15 protein-coding genes, 1 tRNA gene and 1 pseudogene are annotated in these 16,490 nt (G+C 71.7%); 4 read left to right on the forward strand and 13 right to left on the reverse strand.

Features of this window, described 5'->3' with window-relative positions:
- Window positions 1-8: 8 nt before the first annotated feature.
- From ACVW2K_RS04125 to ACVW2K_RS04140, 4 genes and pseudogenes are all read right to left on the reverse strand, one after another.
- Window positions 9-1,412 carry an FtsW/RodA/SpoVE family cell cycle protein gene (locus ACVW2K_RS04125; RefSeq protein WP_028637904.1) on the reverse strand — a complete coding sequence of 468 codons (1,404 nt, stop codon included), beginning with the start codon at window positions 1,410-1,412 and terminating at the stop codon, window positions 9-11.
- Window positions 1,412-2,749: a PP2C family protein-serine/threonine phosphatase gene (locus ACVW2K_RS04130; RefSeq protein ID WP_051549309.1), complete on the reverse strand. Its 1,338-nt coding sequence runs from the start codon at window positions 2,747-2,749 to the stop codon at window positions 1,412-1,414. The genes ACVW2K_RS04125 and ACVW2K_RS04130 overlap by 1 nt, the downstream gene beginning before the upstream one ends.
- Window positions 2,750-2,755: 6 nt before the next feature.
- Window positions 2,756-3,061: pseudogene (locus ACVW2K_RS04135) on the reverse strand (FHA domain-containing protein FhaB/FipA); the annotation flags it as partial.
- Window positions 3,062-3,238: 177 nt separating this feature from the next.
- Window positions 3,239-3,943 (reverse strand): FhaA domain-containing protein, encoded by a 705-nt coding sequence (locus tag ACVW2K_RS04140; RefSeq protein ID WP_457201642.1) that lies wholly within the window; start codon window positions 3,941-3,943, stop codon window positions 3,239-3,241.
- Between the two features lie 201 nt (window positions 3,944-4,144).
- Between ACVW2K_RS04140 and ACVW2K_RS04145 the strand changes: the two genes are divergently transcribed.
- Window positions 4,145-4,228, forward strand: a tRNA-Leu gene (locus ACVW2K_RS04145).
- A gap of 402 nt (window positions 4,229-4,630) precedes the next feature.
- Here the strand turns inward: ACVW2K_RS04145 and rfbA are convergent.
- Together rfbA and rfbB are read right to left on the reverse strand one after the other, a co-directional pair.
- Complete coding sequence (gene rfbA / locus ACVW2K_RS04150) at window positions 4,631-5,536, reverse strand: glucose-1-phosphate thymidylyltransferase RfbA (RefSeq protein WP_457201643.1); 906 nt, start codon at window positions 5,534-5,536, stop codon at window positions 4,631-4,633.
- Window positions 5,537-5,575: 39 nt separating this feature from the next.
- Window positions 5,576-6,574 carry a dTDP-glucose 4,6-dehydratase gene (gene rfbB, locus ACVW2K_RS04155; RefSeq protein WP_457201644.1) on the reverse strand — a complete coding sequence of 333 codons (999 nt, stop codon included), beginning with the start codon at window positions 6,572-6,574 and terminating at the stop codon, window positions 5,576-5,578.
- A gap of 66 nt (window positions 6,575-6,640) precedes the next feature.
- On the opposite strand from rfbB, the gene ACVW2K_RS04160 reads away from it, so the two are divergent.
- Entirely contained in the window at window positions 6,641-7,930 is a 1,290-nt protein-coding gene (locus ACVW2K_RS04160) for a lipopolysaccharide biosynthesis protein (protein WP_457201645.1), read from the forward strand.
- Here ACVW2K_RS04160 and rffA read toward each other — a convergent pair.
- The 7 genes from rffA to ACVW2K_RS04195 all read right to left on the reverse strand — a co-directional run bounded on the left by rffA (window position 7,872) and on the right by ACVW2K_RS04195 (window position 13,859).
- Window positions 7,872-9,017 carry a dTDP-4-amino-4,6-dideoxygalactose transaminase gene (gene rffA / locus ACVW2K_RS04165; RefSeq protein WP_457201646.1) on the reverse strand — a complete coding sequence of 382 codons (1,146 nt, stop codon included), beginning with the start codon at window positions 9,015-9,017 and terminating at the stop codon, window positions 7,872-7,874. The two genes, ACVW2K_RS04160 and rffA, sit on opposite strands and share 59 nt — an antisense overlap.
- Window positions 9,010-9,765 (reverse strand): hypothetical protein, encoded by a 756-nt coding sequence (locus ACVW2K_RS04170; protein WP_457201647.1) that lies wholly within the window; start codon window positions 9,763-9,765, stop codon window positions 9,010-9,012. Before ACVW2K_RS04170 ends, rffA begins: the two co-directional genes overlap by 8 nt.
- Window positions 9,762-10,763: a glycosyltransferase family 2 protein gene (locus ACVW2K_RS04175; RefSeq protein WP_457201648.1), complete on the reverse strand. Its 1,002-nt coding sequence runs from the start codon at window positions 10,761-10,763 to the stop codon at window positions 9,762-9,764. Before ACVW2K_RS04175 ends, ACVW2K_RS04170 begins: the two co-directional genes overlap by 4 nt.
- A 28-nt stretch (window positions 10,764-10,791) precedes the next feature.
- Entirely contained in the window at window positions 10,792-12,318 is a 1,527-nt protein-coding gene (locus tag ACVW2K_RS04180) for a hypothetical protein (RefSeq protein ID WP_457201649.1), read from the reverse strand.
- A 284-nt stretch (window positions 12,319-12,602) separates the two neighbouring features.
- Window positions 12,603-13,049 (reverse strand): PTS sugar transporter subunit IIA, encoded by a 447-nt coding sequence (locus ACVW2K_RS04185; RefSeq protein ID WP_457201650.1) that lies wholly within the window; start codon window positions 13,047-13,049, stop codon window positions 12,603-12,605.
- Window positions 13,050-13,062: 13 nt separating this feature from the next.
- Complete coding sequence (locus ACVW2K_RS04190; RefSeq protein WP_028637913.1) at window positions 13,063-13,401, reverse strand: hypothetical protein; 339 nt, start codon at window positions 13,399-13,401, stop codon at window positions 13,063-13,065.
- Window positions 13,402-13,472: 71 nt separating this feature from the next.
- Window positions 13,473-13,859, reverse strand: coding sequence for an ATP-binding protein (locus ACVW2K_RS04195; protein WP_457201651.1), 387 nt, complete (start codon window positions 13,857-13,859; stop codon window positions 13,473-13,475).
- Window positions 13,860-13,938: 79 nt separating this feature from the next.
- Between ACVW2K_RS04195 and ACVW2K_RS04200 the strand changes: the two genes are divergently transcribed.
- Window positions 13,939-14,250: an STAS domain-containing protein gene (locus ACVW2K_RS04200; RefSeq protein WP_197025351.1), complete on the forward strand. Its 312-nt coding sequence runs from the start codon at window positions 13,939-13,941 to the stop codon at window positions 14,248-14,250.
- Window positions 14,251-14,260: 10 nt separating this feature from the next.
- Entirely contained in the window at window positions 14,261-16,489 is a 2,229-nt protein-coding gene (locus ACVW2K_RS04205; RefSeq protein WP_457201652.1) for a SpoIIE family protein phosphatase, read from the forward strand.
- Window position 16,490: the final 1 nt, after the last annotated feature.

Here is a 16,490-nt window from a genome sequence, read left to right on the forward strand (position 1 = left end):
GTCGCTCATCACAGCTTCACCACCTGAGTGGCGTCTGAGTCGATGGCGGTGGTGTCGTCGGAGAGCTGCGGGACCGGGCGCCGCGCCTGGTCGGAGATGCGCAGCAGCAGCGCGATGATCACCCAGTTCGCGATGAGCGACGAGCCGCCGTACGACAGGAACGGCGTGGTGAGGCCGGTGAGCGGGATCAGTCCGGTGACGCCGCCGACGACCACGAACACCTGGAGCGCGAACGCCGTGCCGAGGCCGGTCGCCAGCAGCTTCCCGAAGCCGTCGCGGCAGATCAGCGCCGTGCGCAGCGCCCGTTCGACGATCAGGCCGTACAGCATGATGACCGCGATGACGGCGGTCAGCCCGAGCTCCTCGCCGATCGCGGCGAGGATGAAGTCGGAGTTCGCGTACGGCACGCGGAACGGGTCGCCGTCACCGAAGCCGCGGCCGATCAGGCCGCCCCACCCCATGCCGAACAGCGCCTCGACCGGCTGGTAGCTCTGGCCGCCCTGCTCGGCGGAGTAGTAGTCGAAGGGGTGCAGCCAGATGTCGAAGCGGATCCGCACGTGCGGGATCAGGGCGTACGCCGCGGCCGCGCCGGCCACGAACAGCACGCCACCGACCACGAGCCACCCCGGCCGCTCGGTCGCGACGTACAGCATCACCAGGAAGAGGCCGAAGAACAGCAGGCTGGAGCCGAGGTCCTGCTGGAAGACCAGGATGCCGAGGCTGACCAGCCACATGGCGAGGATCGGGCCGAGGTCGCGGCCGCGGGGCAGGTCCACGAACAGCACCCGGCGGCCGGCCAGCGCGAGCGCGTCGCGGTGCAGCACGAGGTAGCCGGCGAACGCGATCACCAGCAGCACCTTGGCGATCTCGCCGGGCTGGAGGCTGAACGGCCCGAGGTGGACCCAGATGCGCGCGCCGTTGATGGTCCGCCCGATGCCGGGGAGCATCGGCAGCAGCAGCAGCACGATCGCGGCCAGCCCGCTGGTGTAGGTGAAGCGCTGGAGCACCCGGTGGTCGCGCAGCATCACCAGCGTGAACGCGAACAGCAGTACGCCGACGGTCATCCAGATCAGCTGCTGCTGGGCGAACGCGTGCGGGCGGTCGGCCGCCTCCGCCGCGAGGTCGAGGCGGTGGATCACCGCGAGGCCGAGGCCGTTCAGCGCGCCGACGACCGGCAGCAGCACCGGGTCGGCGTACGGCGCGACGACCCGGATCACCAGGTGCGACCCGATCAGCAGAGCGGCCAGCCACCCGCCGTACCCGAACAGGTTGGCGGGGACCTCCTGGTTCACGCCGAGGCCGACCGCGACGTACGCGCCGATGCCGACCAGCAGCGAGAGCACCAGCAGGAACAGCTCGGCGCCGCGGCGGCGCCGGTGCACGAAGCCCATCAGCGTGCTCTGCTGCGCCATCACGAGGCCGTCCCCGGGTCGGGCTCCTGGTGGGAGGCGAGGTCCTGGACCTTGGCGCGGGCGTCGTCGAGGTTGTCGTAGGCGATGCCCTCGCCGACGCGGTCGGACTCGATCTGGCTGAGCTTCTCGACCTGGACGTCGGTGGTCTCGTAGGGCTCGGAGAGCGCCAGCCCGGCCAGCTCGGTGTTGATGCCGCGGAAGATGACGACCACGCCGTCCTGCTCGCCGACGTAGAACTGGTCCTGGCTCCAGGAGTACGCCCAGGCCAGGGCCACCCAGACGACCCCCACGACGAGCACGAGGGCGAGCAGCCGCTTCAGCCAGACGAACCGCCGCGGGGGCCGCGGCGCGTACCGCGCGGCCTCGGGGTCGATCGGGTCGGCGGTGATCGCGTAGCCGGGCAGGTCGTCGGGGATGTCGGCCTGCACCGGCTCGAGCTCGCCGGTGTCGCCGGAGCGGTGGCCGCGGAACAGGCCGCCCATGCCGGCGCGCCCGCGGGTGCTGACCGGCCGGCGCTCGGCGGCGGCCCCGACGACGAGCGGCTCGTCCAGCGGGCTGCCGTCGTCGGCGACCACGTCGGCGACCAGGCAGGTGACGTTGTCGCTGCTGCCGGCCTCGAGGCTCGCGCGGACCAGCTCGGTGGCGGCGTACTCGGCGCTGCCGCCGGACAGGATGTCGGCCAGCCGGCCGTCCGTGAGCACGCCGCTGGCACCGTCGCTGCAGAGCAGCAGCCGGTCCCCGGGGGTGAGCTCGAGGACGAAGAGGTCGGGCTCCGCCTCGTGCACGCCGTCGAGCGCCTTGAGGATCAGGTTGCGGTGCGGGTGGACCCGTGCCTCCTCCTCGGTGATCCGGCCCTCGTCGATCAGCGTCTGGACGAACGTGTGGTCGGACGTGATCTGGCTGATCTCGCCGTCGCGGAAGAGGTACCCGCGGCTGTCGCCGACGTGCCCGATGCCGGCCCGCGCGCCGTCGAAGAGGGCGACGGTCGCCGTGGTGCTGGTGCCGTTCAGGGCCGGGTCCTCGTCGACGAGCTCGCCGATCCGGTCGTGTGCCCGGTGCAGTGCCCCCGCGACCCGGGCGAGCAGGTCGTGGTCGGGGTCGTCGGTGGGCGGTACGTCGAGCTTGCGCAGCTGGGAGATCGCGGTCGCCGAGGCGACGTCACCGCGCGCCGCGCCGCCGACGCCGTCGCAGACGGCGACCAGCCACGGGCCGGCGTACCCGGAGTCCTGGTTGTCCTTGCGGACCCGGCCGACGTCGGAGACGGCGGCGAACCGCAGCCGCAGGCTCGATCCGGCCTCGGCTCCGGGTGCGGGAGTCCCCTCGGGGGTCGCGGTCATCCCGGCTTACTTCCTGAGCTCCAGGACCGTCTTCCCGATGCGGACCTGGGTGCCGAGGCTGATCGTGGTCGGCTGGGTGATGCGCACGGTCCCGACGTAGGTGCCGTTGGTCGAGCCGAGGTCCTCGACGAACCACTGGTCGCCGGAGGCCGCGATCCGCGCGTGCCGGGTGGAGACGTAGTCGTCGTCGAGCCGGATCGCGGCGTCGGAGCCACGGCCGATGAGGACGGGGGCCCGGTCGAGCTCGGCGCGCTCGCCGACGTTCGACCCGGCGGTGACGATCACGTGGGTCGGCGCGCCCTTGCCGCTTGCTGGGCTGCTTGGCGGGCTTGGGCGCCTTGCCGGTGCGGGCCCCGCCGCCGCGGGCCGCCTCCGGGACGCGGGCGCCGAACATGTCGGAGCGGATCACCGAGATCGCCGAGAGCACGAAGATCCAGAGGATCGCCAGGTAGGCGATCCGGATGAGGAACAGCGTCAGCTCGGACAAGCTCAGCCCTCCTCGAGGACCCGGACGGTCATCGTGGTGTTGCCGATCTTCACCTGGGACCCGTCGCGGAGGCCCGTGGAGGAGATCCGGTGGCCGTCGACGAGCATGCCGTTGGTCGAGCCCAGGTCGACGACCTTGATCCGCAGGTCGTTGCCGCCGCCCTCGACCACGAACTCCACGTGCCGGCGGCTGACGCCGGGATCGTTGATCCGGACGTCGGCCTCGGTGCCGCGCCCGATGACCAGGCCCGGCGGCTGCAGGGGGTGCCGCGTGCCGTTGACCTCGAGCACCGCCCGCGCGCGGCCCACCTGGGTCTGGGTGGCCTGGCTGGTGACCTTGGCCTGGGCGCGGCTGCGGATCCGGAACCGGCCGGTCGTCAGGTCCTCGGCCGGCTCGAACGCGATCGAGATCGGTCCGGGGAAGGCGTAGCCCTGCTGGTCCGCGTGCGCCCGGAGCTGCTGCGACATCTCGTCGGCCAGCGCGGCGTTGTACGCCGAGAGCCGCTCCAGGTCGGTCGCCGCGAGCTCGACGTGGAAGTCGTTGGGCACCAGGCGGCGGTCGCGGGAGAGGATCTGGGCGTTGTTGTCGCACTCGCGCTGGAGCGCGGCCGAGATCTCCACGGGCTGGACCGCGGAGCGGAAGGCCTTGGCGAAGGCGCCCGAGATCATCTGCTCGAGCCTGTGCTCGAGGCGTTGGAGTCCGCCCACTACCGCTCCTTCCGCAGTCCCGGTGGTCGTGCCCGCTGGCGGGCCGGTCAAACCGGACGAGGAGGTCCCCCGACTCTCGACCTCGTCACGGCAAGCAGAGCAGCCCGGCACCGCCGGGTTGCGTCGATCGTAACGGGGGACAGGGCTGGCGCCCCGGTTTGGGCCAGACCGACGCGCTGGGATAGCCTTGGCCCGCTTCACGCGCGAGTGGCGGAATAGGCAGACGCGCACGGTTCAGGTCCGTGTGTCCGAAAGGACGTGGGGGTTCAACTCCCCCCTCGCGCACCGCAACCCGGGAGATCTCCCGGGCCCGAGGACCGGGTGACCAGGGGACTGGTCGCCCGGTCCTCGTCGTTCCTGGGGCAAGTCGACGCGAGCCACGGTCCCGAGGCGGCGCTTCGGCGCAACCATCGTCCGCGCCATCCCGCACGTCCGGGACCCTGGCGGGTCCCGCGGGCTCGTCACCGCGCGCCCAGGATGACCTCGGGACCCGACTGCGCTCCCGGCCGAGGTCCGGACCGAGGAGGCCATGACCCACCGACTCGCCACCAAGCACCACACCGATCACCGCCGCCGAAGCGCGACCCGCATCGGAGCGGTGGGCCGCCCGGACTCCGACAAGTGCGCGAGTCGGCTTCGACCAGTCGCACGAAGCAAGGCGAGATGCGGTGCGAGGTGCTGATGCGGTCAGCCGATCGGATCGACGAGCGAAGCGTCGGTGGGCTCGTCGGACAACTCGAGCAGGCTCAGAAGATACTGGCCGTAGCCGCTCGCGGTCAGCGTCTCCGCCCGAGCCCGCAGCGCGTCGTCACTCAGCCAGCCCTGCCGCCAGGCGACCTCCTCCGGCGACCCGATCTTGGCACCTTGGCGCACCTCGATCGTCCGGACGAAGTTGCTGGCGTCATTGAGCGAGTCGAAGGTGCCGGTGTCGAGCCAGGCGGTTCCGCGGGGAAGGATCTCCACGCGCAGCCGCCCCTCCTCCAGGTAGCGGCGGTTGAGGTCGGTGATCTCCAACTCGCCGCGCGCACCGGGCTGGAGGTCGGCGGCTCGGTCGACGACGTCCGGGCCGTAGAAGTACAGACCGGGCACGGCGAGCCGGGATCTCGGGCGCTGAGGCTTCTCCTCCAGGGATACGGCGATCCCGTCGTCACCCATCTCCACGACGCCGTAGCCGCGCGGGTCGGCGACGCGGTAGCCGAAGATCAGCGCGCCGTCGATCGTGCGGAAGCGGTTGAGAGCCAGACCCATCCCGGCGCCGTAGAAGATGTTGTCACCGAGCACCAGCGCGCAGGAATGTCCGCGGACGTGGTCCGCGCAGATGTGGAACGCCTGCGCCAGGCCCTGGGGCTCCTCCTGCACCCTCCACGAGATGTCCAGGCCGAACTGGCTGCCGTCGCCCAGCAGGTGCTGGAAGGCGCCCTGGTCGTACGGTGTCGTGATGATCTGGATCTCCCGGATCTGCGCCAACATCAGCGTGGTGAGCGGGTAGTAGATCATCGGCTTGTCGTAGACCGGCATGAGTTGCTTGCTGAGCGCCAGCGTGATCGGCTGCAGCCGGGTGCCGGAGCCACCCGCCAGGATGATGCCTCGCATGGGGTCACCTTGGCACAGGCGGTCCGGGGCGGCTCGGCCCTACTGTCCGGTCTCGGCGTACGCCGATTCCACCCGCTGCTTGTCCGGCGCCCACCACGCTCGGTGGTCGGCGTACCAGGTGATCGTGTCGCGCAGGCCGGCATCGAAGTCGGCGAAGCGCGGCTCCCAGCCGAGCTCCGTGCGCAGCTTGGACGGGTCGATGGCGTACCGCAGATCGTGCCCCACGCGGTCGCTGACCCGGTCGAAATCGTCTTCGTCGTGCCCCAGGGACCGCAGGATCGCGCGGACCACCTCGGTGTTGGCCCGCTCGTTCTCCACGCCGATCAGATAGGTCTCGCCGATCTCGCCCCGGTCGAGGATCGCGAGCACGGCCGAGCTGTGGTCGTCGACGTGGATCCAGTCGCGGACGTTGAGCCCGGCGCCGTAGAGCTTGACCCGACGCCCCGACAGGAGGTTGGTGATCTGCCGCGGGATGAACTTCTCGATGTGCTGCCACGGGCCGTAGTTGTTGGAGCAGTTCGACAGGGTCGCCCGCACCCCCATGCTCCGCACCCACGCCCGCACCAGGTGATCGGCGGCGGCCTTGGACGCGGAGTAGGGGCTGCTCGGCCGATAGGGGCTGCCCTCCTCGAACCGACGCCGCTCGTCGAGCTCGAGGTCGCCGTACACCTCGTCGGTCGACACGTGGTGCAGGCGCACGTCGTGACGCCGGACGGCCTCCAGCAGGACGGCGGTGCCGACGATGTTCGTCTGCACGAACGGCCACGGGTCGCGCAGGGAGTTGTCGTTGTGGGACTCGGCCGCGAAGTGGACGACCACGTCGGTGCCGGCGACCAGCTCGTCGACGACCTCGGCGTCGGCGACATCACCCACGACGGTCCGCACCCGGTCCTCGGGGAGGTCGGCCAGTGCCTCGGGGCTCGCGGCATAGGTCATCTTGTCGAGCACGACGACCGTGTCGTCGGTGTGGTCGACGACGTGGCGGACGAAGTTCGAGCCGATGAAGCCGGCGCCGCCGGTGACCAGGAGGTTCCTCACCCGCTGGAGTCTAGGAGCGCCGGCGAAGCGCGCCTGTAGGCTGACCCGGTCCACGAGGAGGGGTGTGTGACGTCAGCCGTACGACGCCGCTCCGTCGCCACGCTCGGCCTCGGCTCCGTGGGAGCCGGGATCCTCGCCTACGTCTTCTTCGTCACCGCCGCCCGCGCCCTCGGCCCGGAGGACGCCGCGTCCATCTCGGTGCTGTGGACCTGGTGGAGCTTCAGCGCCGCGGCGGTCACGTTCCCCCTGCAGCACTGGATCGCCCGCACCGTGAAGGCATCCGGCGGAGAGAGAGCCGTGCGGAACGGCCTGCCCCGGCTGGCCGTGCTGGTGACCGTCGTGGCCGTGTTCGCCGGGCTGGTCTCCTGGGTCTGGGGCGAGCGGCTCTTCCGGACCAGCGGCCCGGCCTTTCCCGCGCTCGTGGTCGCCGTGACCCTCGGCGCGGGCCTGCTGGGCGTCGTCCGTGGCCACCTGACCGGGCGGGGACGCTTCTCCGCGGTCGGCCTCAACCTGATCCTGGAGAACGCCGTTCGCAGTGTCGCGGCTCTCGCACTGGCGGCAGCGGGGTGGACCGAGCCATGGGCGTTCGGGCTCGCCCTCGTCGCCGGGTACTCCGTCGCGGTCGCCAACGGCCGCGCGCTCGTCTCGTGGGACGACAACGGGTCCGGCGAGGCCGGTAACCCGGTCGCGGCTGTGGGGTCGACCGGGCTGGGGCAGCTTCTCGCGCAGGTGGCGCTCACCGGCGCGCCCGTCGTCCTGGCGCTGTCGGGAGCACGACCCCAGGACGTGACGGCCCTCTTCGCGGGCCTGGCACTCTTCCGCGCGCCCTACACCGTCGTCAGCGCCATGATGGCCTCGGTGACCGGGCGCCTGACCCTGCTGTGGCTGAACGGGAGTGCGGCCGCCTGGCGACAGGTGGAGAAGGTGGTCGTGGCGGTCCTCGCCGTCGGCGGCACCCTCGTCGGCGCGCTCCTGGGGTGGTGGGTGGGACCCTGGCTGGTCGCGCTCGTCTTCGGCAGCGACGTGGTGCTCCGGGCGGACGTCGCCGCCCTGCTCGCCGCCGGCACGGTGCTGGCGATGGCGAACCTGGTGCTCGTCGTGATGATCGTCGCCCAGGGGCGCAACGCAGCGCTCATGCGCGGGTGGACGACCGCTTTCCTCGCCGGACTCTGCTGGGCTCTGGTGTCGCCGCTCGAGCCAGTCCTCGGGGTGGCCTGGCTCTTCGTGGGCGTGCAGGGCGCGGCGCTCGTGTGGTTGGGAGTCGAGGAGGCCCTGGGCGCTCGACACCCCCGGGGGCTCAGCGCCGCAGCGCGCCGAGCAGCGCCTCCGCGACCCGCTCGGCCTCCGCGTCGGTGAGATTGTTGTGGAAGGGCAGCCGCAGCAGTCGGCTGCTGACGTCGGTCGTCACCGGACACTCGGTCGGACGCGCTGCGAATCTGCGGCCACCCTCGGAGTCGTGCAGCGGGACGTAGTGGAACGTCGCCTGGACGCCCTGTGCACGCATCTCCGCCATCACGCGGTTGCGGGTGGCCGCATCCGGCAGCAGCAGGTGGAAGAGGTGGTACGCCGGATCGCTGGCGGCGGGCACGACCGGCAGCTGCACACCCAGGTCCGCGCACGGCTCCGCGAGCAGGTCGACGTACCTCTCGTGGACGTGGCGACGCTTCGCCTGGATGGTCTCGCGCACCTCGAGCTGGCCGAGGAGGTGAGCAGCGAGCGTGTCGGACAGTCCGAACGAGGAGCCGATGTCCCGCCAGGAGTACTTGTCGACCTGACCCTCCATGAACGCGCGGCGGTTGGTGCCCTTCTCGTAGAGCACCCACGCCCGCTCGAGGTCCGCGGCGTCGTTCACGACGAGCGCCCCGCCCTCGCCACAGACGATGTTCTTGGTCTCGTGGAAGCTGAAGGTGGAGAGGCGGCCCAGGCTGCCGAGCGGATGATCCTTCCAGCGTCCGAACGGACCGTGGGCGACATCCTCCACCAGCGCCACCTCGGGCCGCGACGCCAGAACGTCCATGAGGCCGGACACGTCGCCGGCGATCCCGGCGTAGTGCACCAGCACGACTGCACGGACCGTGTCGTCCATGAGCTCCGCGACGTGGGCCGGATCGGCGGCGAGCGTCTCGGGCTCGATGTCGCAGAAGAGCACGCGAGCACCCTGCCGGACGAAGGCCAGCGCGGTGGTCACGAAGGTGAACGACGGCACGATCACCGTGTCGCCCGGCTGGAGGTCGAGCACCATCGCGCTGAGCTCCAACGCCGAGGTGCACGAGGTCGTGAGGAGGACGCCCGCACCGCCGATCTCCTCGCGGATGACATCGCCGGCTCGGCTCGAGAACGAACCCCCTGACGAGCTGTGGCCGCTGCGCATGGCCTCCGCGACGTACTCTGTCTCGCGCCCTTCGAGGGAGGGGACGTTGAAGCGGATCTCCTGCTCAGCCATGTGCTTCCTCCTGTCGGTCCCCGCCCCAGGGCAGCGGGCGCCCGAGGAGCTCGATGAGCGCTTGGTCGCTGGGAGCGAAGTACTCACGGAGCCGGGCGACCAGACCGGCCTCGAGCGTGGGAGCCGGACCGGGGCTCACGTTGGTCGGCTCGGTCACGACCCGGGCCTTCCCCAGGTCGAGCGAGGCGAAGAGGTCCTCCACGGCCTTCCCACTGACGACCTCGTCGAGGAACAACACCCGGAACCGGTCACCGAAGCGGTCCATCCACGGGATCAGGGCCTCGGCGTACCGACCGCGGCTGAGATAGGCGAACGGCGAGGCGGAGTAGCGCGACCGGTCCCATGATCGCTCCTCGGTCAGGCTGTCGATCAAGGCAGACTCGAGGGGGCGGTCCTCCACGCCGTGCTCGGACGAGAAGCGCCAGTGCGAGATGGCGCGGGCCACGGGGTCTCTCAACTGGGCCAGGACCAGCGGACGCCCGAGCACTCGCTCGATCCGCTCCCCGGACGCCGGGTGGTCGAGGTAGCTGGTGCTCTTCTCCACCAGCAGCCTGGCGGCGCCCCGGTGGGGGAACCACGTCTCGACGTACCACTCGACTCCCCGTGCCACGACCTCGTCGTCGAGGAAGACCTTGGGCTCCGGCCGCCGCGGTGTCGCCAGGACGACGCCGGGCTGGGCGCCCAGTGCGTCCGCGAGGTACGTCGTCCCGCAGCGTTGGGCGCCCACCACCACCAGGTGCCGCGTCACCGGGCGCCATCCGCGCCGGCGGGGTCACCGGTGCCGTCGGCCGACACGCGCTCGACGACGTGGTAGGACCGCGGCACGGTCACCGCGTTGAGGATGCGCACGAGGTACTCACCCAGCATCGAGACCAGGGCGATGAGGAAGCCGTTGAACACGGCCAGCAGGACGACGAGCGACGTCCAGCCCGGCACGCGCGAGTCGGTGAGGATGCCTCGCAGAAAGAAGCCACCGCCCAACAGGATCGCCAGGCCGGCCACGGCGAAGCCCAGGCCGGCGGCGAGACGCAGCGGGAACAGCGAGTAGCTGAACAGGATCGTCAGCACCAGTCGCACGATGCGCAGCAGGTTGTAGTTGCTGGACCCGACCGTGCGGGCGTCGTGGCGTACGAGCACGTTGCCGGGTTCGTTGCTGTAGAGCAGCGCCTGCCCCGTGATGTAGGGAAAGGCGTTGTTGTCGTTGCAGATCCGGTCGACGACGTCGCGGCGCAGGATGCGGAAGTTCGACACCGCGAGCCCGGGCGGCTGCCCGAAGATCCGGCGGTTGATCAGGCCGATCATCTTGCTGCCGAGCCGGCGGTAGCCCGCGGCCTGCTTGGTCTCGAACTCACCGAAGACGACGTCGTGCCCGCCGGAGTGAGCGGCGTCGATGAGCTTGAGGGTCTCCTCCGGTGGGTTCTGCAGGTCGTCGTCGAGCGTGATCACCCAGTCGCCGCGCGTGGCGCGGAAGCCGGCCAGGTTGGCGTGGTGCTGGCCATAGTTCTTCAGCAGGTTGATCGCGAGCACGTGCGGCGTGTCGCGGGCGCGGGAGGAGATGACCTGCCAGCTGTCATCGGAGCTGCCGTCGTTGACCAGGACCAGCTCGAACCGCAGTCCCGCCTGCGTGAAGACCTCCACGACGCGATCAACGGTGTCACCGACGATGGGATCGGAGTTGAAGACGGGGATGACGAGCGAGTAGAGCGGAGTGGTCTCGACGGGCGCGACCGTCGCCGGCTGAACCATGCGCCGATGGTGCCACGTGCCGGGTGGCTCACCCGCGCAGGGCCCTCCTCGCGCGCGCCACCTCGTCCTGGGGAACCTCGTCGGAGACGAAGAAGCCGTAGCGACCGACCGGGTCCGTGCCGACGCGCACGTAGCCCTCGTCGATCACCTCCTGGACCCAGCTCGGACGAAAGCCGGACTCCACCACCAGGACGGTGGGTCGTCGATCGAGGACCCAGGTGACCAGGCCGTCGAGGCCGCCCGGCCAGACGTCGTCCACGTAGTCCTCGAGCCCCAGGCTGAACTGCTGGTGGACGATCGGGTTGCGCCTGCCGGTGAGCACGAGCGGCGCCGGCGCCTGGATCGACATCATCGTCGCGTCCGGACCCAGGATCCGCATCATCATCACCGCCCGCGCTCGCTGCTCCGCGAGGTCGTCCGTCCGGTGCGAGACCGCGTACGTCGTGCCCAGGAGCACCGACAGCGTCGCCCATGCGGCGACCACCGCGAGAACGACCCTGGTCGATGCCCTGCGCAGGACGGCGCCCAGCAACAGACCGACACCGAGGACGCCGAACGGGATCGCCAGGAAGGCATCCGGCCAGCCGTTGTAGGCGCGGACCGTCCAGACGACCGCGACGACGCCGCCGGCCAACAGCACGACGGCCTCTTCGTCCGCGCGTTCCCGCCCGCCGTCACCCCGGCTGCCGACGACGCGTGCGAGGCCGATGACGCCCCGGACCACCACCGTGAGCAGCCCGGCGACCAAGACGTAGAGCGACAGCCCGTAGGCCTGTCGCAGGTCGTCGACGTGGTGTCCGAACCCGGTGAGCATGCTCGGTTGCCGGGTGTACCGGACGTGGACGAGCACGAGGCCGTCCAGGAAGACTCTGAGGTGGCCGATGGCGGCGTACCAGATCAGGAATCCCAGCAGCGGGATCAGCCCGCCCACCACCCCCCGGACGAGGCCACGAAGGCGGTGGCCGACCGGTTCCAGGAACAGTCCCGTCGCCGCCGCGGCCGCTGCGGCGAAGAACACCGGCTGCCACGTCAGGGTCGCCAGGGCGATCATCGCGCCGGCGAGACCCCAACGCCGTCGCACGATGGCGTGGAGGGCGAGGATGAGCAGGAGGACCATGAGGGTCTTCTCGCGGGGCCCCCGCGAGGCATAGTCGACGAACCCCTGCACCATCAGCAGGGTGAGCCCGGTGGCAGCCCCGATCGCCGTGGATCCGGTGAGCGACCGCGCCAGCCGGTACATGGCGACGACGGCGGCGACGCTGATCACGAGGAACAGGAGGCGTGCGCTGACGACGTCTCCGACGCCGACGATGCGACCCACCCAGATGCCGACGCCGGGGACGAGGTGGCTGAGTGGGCCCGCCCGGTTGAAGACCCCGAGGTACGGCGGCGTCCCGTCGGCCACCGACTGACCTGCGTAGGTGTAGATCGCGAGGTCGCGGTCGAGCCGCCCGTGGAGTCCGTGGGCGAGGAAGACCGCGGCGGCCGTCAGGCACAGCCCCACTCCCGTGAGGTCGACGTTCCGACCGCGATGGTGCCCGAGTTCTGCCGTCACCACCCGGAGTGTAGGAGTCGACGGGCGCCGGACCGCCGCGGCCCGCTGGATTGCGCCTGCCCCACCGCCGTCACGCGGTGCCGCGTGAGGGCCGCTGCGCGACCAGGAGTCCAGCGGTTGGGTGAAGAACCCGTCCGGGTCGTACTGCTGGCGCGGCCGCCAGAGCGCAGAAGACCCACGATGGGCGCCCGCTCCGCTGCACCTCGCGCTCGCATGTGAGCCCGGTCCTCGTGGCGACTCGCCGGGAGGCCACGTTTCAGGCCGGATGATCGAGTTCCAGGGGGTCAGGCGAACGCGTCGGCGGCGAGGATCGAGAGGCGCGCGGGGGAGTCGGCGGCCCGGCAGTCTGCACGGAAGCCGGGCTTGACCGCGGCGGTGGTGACGGTGCGGAGCAGCTGGAGGTAGGCGCCGGACTGGTCGTCGGGTACGGCGAGCAGGAAGACCAGGTCGAAGTCGTGGCCGTTGTCGGTGGCGATGGGCGTGGGCAGGGACGCGACGGCGACGGTGGGCTCGAGGACGGCGGCGCTCCGGGCGTGGGGGAGCGCGACCCCGCCCGGGAGGGCGGTCGAGCCCTTGGCCTCGCGCGCGAGCACGTCGGCGACGAAGGCGTCCACGTCGGAGAGCCGGCCGGTGCCGTCGAGCAGGGTGGCGAGGCTGCGGACGCACTCCTCGAGGGTGCTGCCGAGGTCCTGCTGCACGGAGACGGTCTGGAGGTCGACGAGCTCTGCCATGGTCGCGAGTCTGTCACGCCGCCGAGAGGACCCAGGCGGGGGCGAACGGCTTCACGGTGAACGAGGCGCCCTCCGCGAGGAGGATCCGCACCAGCTGCACCCGGTCGGTGTCCAGCACGTCGTGCTCGACCTTGGCGACGACGCCGTGCTTCCACTCCCCGTGCTCGAGGACGTAGGCCCAGACGAAGACCAGGTCACCGGGGACCAGGTCGGCCGCCGTGCAGCGCCCGCCCTCGCCGGCGCGCTCGGCGACCCGGCGCCAGTGCCGCACCCGCACGACGCACCAGACGGCCATCCCCGCGACCAGCACACAGCCCGCCGCGAGAACGACCGTGCCGAGATCCACGGTCATCCCTCACCCCCGGCGGTCACCCCTGCCGCCTCACGGGTCACGGTACGTCCGCGCGGACCGGAGCGGAAGGGTCAGGCGAGGTCGAGCTCGAACCAGACGGTCTTCCCGCCCGTGGTCGGCCGCGCGCCCCACCGGGAGGCGAAGGCGGCCACCATCAGCAGGCCGCGTCCGCGCTCCGCCTCCAGGTCGATGGCCCGTGGGCCGGGGAGGGTGGCGTCACCGTCCGCGACGTCGACCCGCACGCAGCGGTCGTCGACGAACGCGTCGAGGACCGCCCGCCCACCGCCGTGCTCGTGGGCGTTGGTCACCAGCTCCGACGTCAGCAGCGCGGCGACGTCAGCGGTGCCGGCACCGGTCTCGGCGTCCACGCAGAGGCCGTGGACCGCAGCGCGTGCCGAGCGGGCCGATCGGCTCTGGGCGGAGACCACGAGGTGGGTCCTCAGCGGCGAGTGGCGCACGGGCCCTCCTTCGTCCCCCTGTCTCTACCCGCACTGTCGGGTGAGGAAACGGACGGCGGCCTCCCCTTACGATGTCGTGGTGGATGACACCCCCTACGCGGCGGCGTACGACGCCTCGGCTGCGTTGCTGACCGTCTCGGGCTCCGTGGACGAGCTCTCCGGCCCGACCTTCCGCTCCGACCTGGAGAAGCACAGCGACGGCTTCAGCCGCGACCTCGTCGTCGACCTCTCGGCGGTGGACTTCTTCCCCAGCCTGGCCATCGGCGTCCTCGCGGTCGCGGCGAAGAACGCCCGCAACGCCGGCCACCTCCTCGACGTGGTCGCGGCGCCCGGCTCGATCGTCGCCCGGGTGCTGACGATCTCGAACCTCCCGTTCCGGGAGCAGCCCTGACGGCCGTCGGGTGAGCGAGCCCACCGGCTCCCCGCACACCCCGTCGTACGGCGAGGTCGACCTCTCCACCTGCGACCGCGAGCCGATCCACATCCCCGGCGCGATCCAGCCGCACGGCGTCCTGCTGGCCCTCGACGGCGACCACCAGGTCCGGATGGCGTCTGCGAACTCGGCGACGCTGCTCGGCGTCGGGCCCGACGACGCGCTCGGCCACCCGCTCGCCGACGTGGTCGGCGAGGCCGCGGCCGCGGCGATCATCGAGCGGGAGGCCGCCGGACTGCCCAAGACGCCGCTGGTGCTCCACCTCGACGAGGGGACTGAGGTCGACGTGCACGTGCACCGCTCCGGCGCCCGCTTGGTCATCGAGCTGGAGCCGCTCGCCGCGCCCGACCGCGCGGCGCTGTCGTACCACACCGCCCGCGGGGCGATGTCGCGGATGGCCGGGGCGGCGTCGGTCCACGAGCTCGCCGGACACCTGGCCCACGAGGTCCGCGAGATCACCGCCTTCGACCGGGTAATGGTCTACCGGTTCGACCCCGAGTGGAACGGCGAGGTCATCGCCGAGGAGCGGCGGGCCGACCTGAACCCGTTCCTCGGGCTGCACTACCCGTCGACCGACATCCCCGCCCAGGCGCGCCGCCTCTACACGGTGAACTGGACCCGCCTGATCGCGGACACCGGCTACGAGCCGGTGCCGCTGCACCCGGTCTTCGACCCCGGCACGGGTGCGCCCCTCGACCTGTCGTTCGCCACGCTGCGGAGCGTGTCCCCGATCCACCTCGAGTACCTCTCCAACATGGGCGTCACCGCGTCGATGTCGGTCTCGATCGTGGTGGAGGACCGGCTCTGGGGCCTGGTCGCGTGCCACCACTACTCCGGCCCGCACCGGCCCAGCCACGACGCCCGGGCCGCCGCCGAGTTCCTCGGCCAGGTCGCGTCCCAGGTCGTCGTCGACCGGGAGCGCGCCGACGCGCGCGAGGCCGCCCTCGAGACCCAGTCGATGATGGCCGGGATCACCGCCCGCATCACGGCCGGAGCCCGGTCGCCGCTGGAGAGCCTCATCGAGGACCCCGAGCTGCTCTCCCTCATGGACGCCGAGGGCGCGGCGCTCTGCTACGACGGCGTGCTGACGGTCCGCGGCACGGTCGCCGACGAGACGACGCTGCGGCGGGTGGCGGCCGCGCTCGAGTCGCCGCTCAGCTACGCGACCCAGACCGACAACGTCGCCGCGCTGCTCCCCGACCTCGCCGGCGTGCCGGAGGTCGCCGGTGTGATGCGGGTCGGCTCCGCGGAGGACCGCTGGCTGCTCTGGCTGCGGCCGCAGCAGGAGCGGGTGGTGGACTGGGGCGGCGACCCCACCAACAAGCTGATCGCGGCCTCGGAGGGTCCCGAGGTGCGGCTGAGCCCGCGCAAGTCCTTCGAGAAGTGGCGGCAGGTGGTGAGCGGACGCAGCCTGCCGTGGACCCCGTGGCAGGTGGACGCGGCCGACGCCCTCGGCAAGCACATGCAGGGCCTGCTGCTGATGCGCTCGCGCGAGCAGATCGCGATGGCCGAGTCGGTCCAGCGCAGCGTCGTGCTCGACCGGGCGCCGGCGTTCCCGGGCCTCGAGGTCGCGGCCCGCTACCTGCCCGCGACGACCTACCAGCTGGGCGGCGACTGGTGGGACGCCTTCGAGCTCCCCGACGGCCGGATCGCGCTCGCGGTCGGTGACGTCGCGGGTCACGGCGTCTCGGCGGCGTCGGCGATGACCCAGATCCGCACGGCGCTGCGGGCCTACGTGTTCGAGGGCCACGACCCGGCCGCGTGCCTGGACCGTCTCGACCGGCTGATGGACGGCCTGCTCGACCAACGTGTCGCGACGGCCGCCGTCGCGGTCCTCGACCCCGCCACCGGCCGGATGCGGATCGCCGGCGCCGGGCACCCCCAGCCGCTGCTGGTCCGCGACGGTGACGCGGTCGAGGTGGGTGTCGTCTCGCGCCCGCTCCTCGGGGTCGGCTGGGGCACCTCGACCTCGACCGACCTCGTCCTCGAGCCGGGGACGACGCTGCTCGTCTACACCGACGGACTCGTGGAGGAGCGCGGCGTCGACATGGCCGAGCGGATGGACCACCTCCGCCGGCTCGCGGCCGACACCCATCCCGGCGTGGACATCGACCAGTGGATCGACGGCCTGCTCGCCGTCCAGGGCGACCGGCCGGACGACGACACCACCCTGCTCGCCGTCCGGGTCACACCGTGAG

This window comes from Nocardioides sp. HB32, from assembly GCF_054058995.1.

Bases quoted from the DNA above. Each gene is read 5' to 3' on its own strand.
- ACVW2K_RS04125 (WP_028637904.1), bottom strand. From the start codon at position 1,412: ATGGCGCAGCAGAGCACGCTGATGGGCTTCGTGCACCGGCGCCGCCGC.
- rffA (WP_457201646.1), bottom strand. From the start codon at position 9,017: ATGGCTGAGCAGGAGATCCGCTTCAACGTCCCCTCCCTCGAAGGGCGC.
- ACVW2K_RS04175 (WP_457201648.1), bottom strand. From the start codon at position 10,763: ATGGTTCAGCCGGCGACGGTCGCGCCCGTCGAGACCACTCCGCTCTAC.
- ACVW2K_RS04185 (WP_457201650.1), bottom strand. From the start codon at position 13,049: ATGGCAGAGCTCGTCGACCTCCAGACCGTCTCCGTGCAGCAGGACCTC.
- ACVW2K_RS04190 (WP_028637913.1), bottom strand. From the start codon at position 13,401: ATGACCGTGGATCTCGGCACGGTCGTTCTCGCGGCGGGCTGTGTGCTG.
- rfbA (WP_457201643.1), bottom strand. From the start codon at position 5,536: ATGCGAGGCATCATCCTGGCGGGTGGCTCCGGCACCCGGCTGCAGCCG.
- ACVW2K_RS04130 (WP_051549309.1), bottom strand. From the start codon at position 2,749: ATGACCGCGACCCCCGAGGGGACTCCCGCACCCGGAGCCGAGGCCGGA.